Source organism: Paenibacillus sp. 01T422 (assembly GCF_056398785.1).
In genome coordinates this window covers 1-5,035 of record NZ_JBFTQB010000450.1, presented here as the reverse complement: position 1 = coordinate 5,035, position 5,035 = coordinate 1, and the positions used below count along the sequence as shown (strand labels likewise).

Sequence of the window (5,035 nt, the reverse complement as noted above, 5' to 3'; positions counted from 1 at the left end):
CCTTCTATGATTTATAAGACTGGAACGCAGCCCCAAAGCGCCAATGGTAATAATTGCAATGCCTCCAATAAAATTACCCACTAATGGAGAAATCAGATGGGATAAAAGCATACCTGCTGACATGGCTACATAAGTTGCTATCATCGATAACAGCGCAATGAGTAAATTTGAAACGATCGGTACTTTTGTTGAGCGTGCCCCAAACGAGAAGCCAATACCTAAATTATCAACATTAGCAGCAACCCCGATTACTACTATTGAGAACCAATGCATAGTTGTATTCCTCCAATCAATCAGATACTTACACTATGCAGAAGGCAGCCCAGATGAACCTGAGATGAGAAGTTTTACACGACGAAGAAAAGACAGCCGTTTCATGTCGGCTGTCTTCTATGATGATCTATTAAGAAAAACCCGATTTCGGTTTCATTGTACATCCTTTTTTCATCAAAACTAACCAAATACTCGCTTCATAAAGGCCAAACTCTCACGCTGATCTGTCTCTGGATCTCTGATTGTGCATTCCGCGGAAATCATGCCCTCATAACCCGACTTTTTCAGCGCAGCAACGAATTGATCATAGGGATATTGACCTGTCCCCGGCGAGAATCGCCCTGTATCAGCTAAATGTATGTGATGCAGCCAAGTTTTATTATCGATTAGCGTTTCCAGCGGTTCTTTCTCTTCATCCATATGATAAAAATCTGCCAAAACCTGAACAGACGGGTGATTAACTTGTTTCACAAAACTAACCGCTTCTGAGACACTGTTAATTAAGTTTGACTCCTTCTTATTTAACGGCTCAACCACTAATGTCACACCAGTCCCAGCAAATTCTTCTCCAATGCGGGAAAGCAGCTGAACGAACTGCTCCTCTGCGCGGCTGCGTTCCCAGCCATCGGGAATATGACGCGATCTTCCGCTCCCCAGAACGACAGTTTTGGCTCGTACCTGATTTAACGCATTAGCCGCTTTGTGTATATAACGCTCAAGTCGCTCCAGTTCAACCTCCGGCCCGACAACTTTCAAATCGCCAGGGAAAAAAATATTAAATGCGCTGACAGGCAGCGGGCTATTCATAAACACAGGTAATCTTGCAGCATATTCCTCTTCATTTTCCAGATTCAAAGAAACTAGCGCACATTCGATGTAATCATAACCCAGACCCTTCAATCTCTCCGCCTGCTGAATCTCACTGCACCAACCAAAGGTGTACATCGTCATCCATCCTTCTCACGTTCTATTTTTAATTAAAAAGAACTAATGATAGCGCATACAAACTCATGATAATTAAGACGCTTTGAAATGGAGAAAGTTTCTAGTATTTCTCTGGTTCCCAGGGAACTCAAGCCCAAACTCGTTGAAACCACTCATATGCCACATTGCCTGATATCTCATGAGTGCCTTCAAAAAGATCTAATTCCAGTTTGTCTTCTGCTTCTAAGATCTGATAAATACTCCGTATTTGCTCGTAGGCTTCCAATGTCGCGTGTACAGGAAATATAGGATCACCTTTTCCAGCTTCGATGAGAAGAGGTTTAGGGGCAATCAAGCCTATCAGATCCGGCATTTCAGCTACTAGTGACAGGCCGGGCACATAGTTGTCTATACAATGAGGAATAGATAAAATGCTAGCTTGAAAAGTGTTTGTATAACCGCTTACGACTGCTGCCGATATGCGATTATCAATAGCTGCTGCGAACGAGCAGACAAGTCCACCGCCTGAAATCCCCATACATCCGATTCTCGCGGCATCTACATCATCACGCGTGAGTAGATAATCAACACATCGCAGTGTTTCAAAGACACGATACCCAGCCATAGTTTGGCCCATTGCCAAGAGAAACGTAGAGAGACTTTTACAAGAGTTTGCCTCCTGTGTTTCCTCACTCAATTTACGATCTCCAAAACCTAATAGTTCGGGTGCAACAACGATATAGCCTCTATTTACGAGCTCAACGGCAAAATCTTTCTGATAGCCCTTGTCACCTGTTTTCACCTCACCGTCTATCGTTAATCCAATAATATCCTTGCTTCCATATCCGTGACCATGACAAGCTATAATGGCGCCCGCTCGCGCTTCCCGCTCCTTGGGAATGAGTAAATAAACAGGCATGTAGAGATCAGGATACGTCAGGATTTGAATTCTTTCTCGCGTATAAGTGCCACAATCCACAGATTCTAGTAGCACAGGACTACATTCGGGAATCTTCGCTGGAAAACCACCGAGCAACTCAACGAAGCGCGTACGTAAACGCTCATTCCAATTAACCCATTCCTCTTGTGAACTTGCTTGAAATTTGTCGGACGGCGTTACACGATCGTACAGATGTTTGAAATAGTGATCTGGATTCCACATGATTGACAGCACCTCTCAATTTGAAATCAGCACCGATGACTGTTTTTTTATTTAAAATTTAATCGTTCTCTTATCAAAGCCATTAACTGTTCTTTCTCCGCTTCAGGAATCCAATCCGTTAGTCTAGCTGCTGCAATAGGCAACACCCATTGATCGATCTCGTCAGCTAATAAATTAGATTGAGCAAGGTAGTGGTCTAAATACACATCCCCCATCCTGTCTCTCATTCTTTGAAGCTTTTCCTTCACATGGTCCGGAGCAGCATCTGGAAGAGTACCGTAGCGCAACAAAAGAAATGTACGTGCAATGTCCCCGGCAGGATTGCCAATCATACCATCCGTCCAATCAATAACCCATCGCTTATGCCCAACCATGACATTATCTGGATGGAAATCTCCATGACAGACACGGTTTCCAGTAGCTAGCTCCTCAAGATAGTTTTGAATGGCATTTTTTTCATCAGGAGAAAGTTGAGCTGCTCTCTGAATGTTAGAAGCCAACACTTCTTTTTGTCTACGAAAATGTTTGCTCCCTTCATCTTCAGGGACTTCAAAATTATGAAGAGTGACATGCATGTCAGCTAGCATTTCAGCAAAATCATCTAATTCTAGAGGATTCTCTACCATTTTCTGCAGGAGTGGTTTGCCTTGTATGTATTCAAAAATAATGCCAAGTCTACCCTCAATCTCCACTAGTTCATTAACTTGTGGTACAGGAATACCAAGCGAAGCAATTTGTTTCGTTATCTCATATTCATACATAATTGCTTCCTTCGGAAATCCGCTGCGATAAAGCTTGATTACGCTTTCATGACCATGCTGGAATATCTCTGCTGTTCTACCTTCAGCTATTCGTTTCATCAAGTTTCCTTTCTCAATGAGTCGTTTCCTTATTTTAACATAAGATCAACGCTTGCATCGATATAAAAAAACCGTGATGAACGTACGTTTCGGAGCGGAACTACAGAGCGCTATTTCGCAGAAAAGGAACAATTTCCACGTACAGGGGGAACTACAGTCCGCTATTTGGCCAATTTCAGTTAAAAATGCACGATGGTGGCCAAATAAGAGCCTGTAGTTCCGCTCCGAGCGGAAAAAGCTGATTTTCCTCTATATAAAGGCCTGTAGTTCCCCCGCTCCCCCGGAGCTCGCCAAACTTAAAAAAGACCGTCAGGAACCCTGACGGTCTTGCTAATCCTTTATTCAAACATTGCCCTTGCGATAACCGCAAGATCTTTAATATCAATGATATTGTCATTGTTAAAGTCTAATTTTTTGACCAAATTCCAATCAGGGCTTGATGGCGTTTTGCCATAGTTCGCAGCCGCAATTGCGATATCACCGATAGTTACTTTGCCATCCGAGTTAACATCTCCTGTAGGGCTAGTAATTACGGAATTTCTAAATGTTTGCAAAGCTTGATTCAAGCTGCTTGTTGCTTGATCGATCGCGTCCTGCGTAACCGCGTTAGCGGCAACTGCTATGGCTGCATTGATCGCTGCTTGCAAGGTCGCCTTGGAACCCGTTGGGTATTGCCCTGGTGCGTTACCTTCAACAGCTGCTTGCAGGGTTGCTTGTGACTCTGCAATTAGCGAATTCAGCGCCTCTTTGTTTAGATCATTAGTGCCAGTTACCTGTACATGATGCGTAACAGAGTTTAGTGAACTCTCCACACCCGCTGAGTTGGCAATCTGTACGGAAGTGAGCTGAATGCTTGCACTGGATGTCTGTTTAAGAGCTTTCCATGTTAATTTGAGCAATGCCCCATCCGTAGTAACGGAATGATCAGCGCCTAGGCTTGCCAGCAGAATACGAACTTTGCCAGGTACATTCTTATTTACGGAGACTACTTCAAGACCAACTTTCTGTGAGACTACTGAATCAAAAAGGAAGGTATCCGGATCATAGTTGAACGTTAAATCTTGAGCGAAGATAGCATCTGACGCGTTAGTCGATACATGCGCCAGTCCATAGTTCACTTCCAAGTTATTTCCTACTGCAATCTGAGGTGCTCCTGTGAGAGTTCCTGTTAACTCAGTGGGCTCTGTTGGTTCAGTTACGTTAGGTACGTCTGCTTTATACATTGTTACATAATCCAAATTGACATTCCCGATACTACTTTCATCAATTCGGTAGCTAATGACATTTATACCTGCTTGCAAGGCCAATCGTTCTGAGCCTGTAAACCATTCATCCCAGCTAATCGCTGTTTTGTCAGGAGCAATTGTTTTTACATGTACTCCGTTGACATATACATTGATTTTCGCTCTTGCAGGCAACTGAACTGTAGGATTCGTAGTTGATTCCCCATTCACTTGCTCTCCATAAGCGTATCTTACCCCAACGATATAATCCCCGGATTCGGCCGCATGGATAACAAAATTCGCTTCAGCTCCCGGTTTTTTGGGCAAATGAATATATCCCGTTCCTTGGAAGTTCAAATGGCTATTTTCTTTGGTAATATCACCTAATAGAATAGCATCTTCGGCTTGATACATATCCCCCTGTCCTAAATCACCTGACGGCAGTTCCTGCCACACATCTGGAGCAACAGGCGAGCCAAAATTAGGCGTTCCATCTGCATTCCAACCGAATTTCTTAAGATTGACCTGACGCCACCAGTTACGTCCTGTATCTTGATACACCCGGGAATGATAAATCATCCAATCTTCCGTAC

Annotated in this window: 4 protein-coding genes and 1 pseudogene; all 5 read right to left on the bottom strand. The window is 43.5% G+C overall.

What is annotated here, in order from left to right; all coding sequences use genetic code 11:
• Window positions 1–273, bottom strand: a pseudogene (locus tag AC1DUA_RS22805) (sporulation membrane protein YtaF); the annotation flags it as partial.
• Window positions 274–453: 180 nt separating this feature from the next.
• Window positions 454–1,218 (bottom strand): sugar phosphate isomerase/epimerase family protein, encoded by a 765-nt coding sequence (locus tag AC1DUA_RS22800; protein WP_477501952.1) that lies wholly within the window; start codon window positions 1,216–1,218, stop codon window positions 454–456.
• A 127-nt stretch (window positions 1,219–1,345) separates the two neighbouring features.
• Window positions 1,346–2,359, bottom strand: a complete 1,014-nt coding sequence (locus AC1DUA_RS22795) for an alpha/beta hydrolase family protein (protein ID WP_477501951.1) — start codon at window positions 2,357–2,359, stop codon at window positions 1,346–1,348.
• A gap of 47 nt (window positions 2,360–2,406) precedes the next feature.
• The gene (locus AC1DUA_RS22790) at window positions 2,407–3,219 is read right to left on the bottom strand and encodes an aminoglycoside phosphotransferase family protein (RefSeq protein ID WP_477501950.1); all 813 of its coding nucleotides are present in this window, start codon (window positions 3,217–3,219) and stop codon (window positions 2,407–2,409) included.
• Between the two features lie 338 nt (window positions 3,220–3,557).
• Window positions 3,558–5,035: cohesin domain-containing protein (locus tag AC1DUA_RS22785; RefSeq protein WP_477501949.1), on the bottom strand; the 1,478-nt coding region annotated here is incomplete at its 5' end.